The 1793-nt window shown below is 33.8% G+C and carries 1 pseudogene; it reads right to left on the bottom strand.

Going from position 1 to position 1793, the window contains the following annotated elements:
* Positions 1-1220: 1220 nt before the first annotated feature.
* Positions 1221-1739 (bottom strand): annotated as a pseudogene (locus tag ACT8YW_RS23160) (carboxypeptidase-like regulatory domain-containing protein); the annotation flags it as partial.
* Positions 1740-1793: the final 54 nt, after the last annotated feature.

Here is a 1793-nt window from a genome sequence, read left to right as displayed (position 1 = left end):
CTTGTACTACTTGTTTGTTTATCTTAAATCTTTCAAAGAACTCTCATTTATGTTTATTTCCGTTTTTTCCGGAAATGTTTTGCAAAGATAAAGCGTTTATTTCAAACTACCAAAAAATTATCGAACTTTTTTAAAACTTTTTTGTTTCATCTATGTTCTTCAAATCATCTTGTCAGTTTTAAACTTACCTCTCTTGCTAAGCGGATGCAAAAGTAGTTGATTTCATTTCTTTATCCAAATATATCTACTATTTTTTCTATTTTTTTTGTGATTATACTTATAAACATCTGATTTACAGATTATACAAAATGGTTATTTCGATAATCCATTTTACAATATCAAAAAGTATATACCATATTATATTATCGCGCGCGACAGACTAAAATGAATATTGGGTAAACATCGGCTCACCTGCAAAATCATAGGAAAGGGCATTCGCTCTTAAAGGATCATTTTCTTCTTCGAACAATTTCCGAAAGTCTTCTTGACGCATCATCATTGCAAAGTTAGATGCAATTATGCCCTCATGCCCTCACTTTGTGCAAAACAAACTCATTATAAGCTACTTATGTAGTTATAGTAAAAATTATTGCCCTCACTTATACCCTATGCCCTCACTACGTTTTGAAGCTTATTTCTGTATAACATGCTTACTTTCAGTTATATAAACTTCTTTTTTAGACTATTCCAACTTGACGTAAAATAGGGCGTTCTTGTTTTTTGCTCGCAAACAGTGTGCATATCTCCACGGAATATAATAGCACCCCCGGTAGCGGTAAAAAGACCAAGACACTTTTAAAAAAGCTCGTTATCTTTTTAAAAAAGTTCTTGTTCTTTTTTGAAAAGCTCTTGATCTTTTTTGAAAATGTCCTTATCTTTTGGAGGTGAATGATTTCACAGACGTGTACTAGGATTTAGTTAACAACTTCTATTGTTATTACTATATCAGATTTGCATAGTTGTTTTTAAACCTAATGTAGTTATTATATAGGAGATTCCACATACATCCGCATAAGTCCGCACATACATATGTGTAATCCTATGCAGATATACGTGTAAAAGCATGCTTTCTGACACGGGTAAAAAATTGACCGGACAACCGAATCGATTTTAAGCTAAAGGCTGATGAATATACAAACTTACATACTTCAGGCTAACATATTCTATCATATATCATGATAAAAGATACCAAGTACAATGCTCCGTATCCAACTTTTATTTTAGTATTCTATCTGTTCTATTTTAGAAGACAACTTTTCAATGACAGTACCCAGTTCTTCCTCCCACGGGATAACATTAAACTCCCCCCAAAAGTCAGCATCATATTTAAAATGTGTATCCGAAAATATAGTGCGTGTAGGCATCCGTTCTTTACGTTGGAAACGGGTCACATTATCTGTATCCACCTTACAGGTAACCATTTCAAACCATGTATGCAAGGAAGAAGAACTAAACCATTGCCGTTTAAGTTTCACTTTAAAATAAAGATCGCCACGAATATGATTCATGTAATAAATGCCATTCCACTGCCTGTAAGAAATGGTATAAACCACCTCTTGCGCGGTTATTTTCCACTTCCGTGTCTTTCGTTCTATAAACATATCCGTAGCTTGCCTCACATAGGCAGGATTGATTTCAAGACGCGCCTGAACCAACGCATTGTTTTCAGCATCAATATATAATTCGCCACAATAAAGAGGTTCTTTTATTCCTTTATTCTGTCGAAAGGAAATCACATTAGGTGAGTTCTATCAATTCAATTTATCCTCTTGTATCAGACAGCAGAACTCTTT

The sequence above is a fragment of the Bacteroides sp. genome, from assembly GCF_052357945.1.
GTDB lineage: Bacteria > Bacteroidota > Bacteroidia > Bacteroidales > Bacteroidaceae > Bacteroides.
This window is presented reverse-complemented; position numbering and strand designations above follow the sequence as displayed.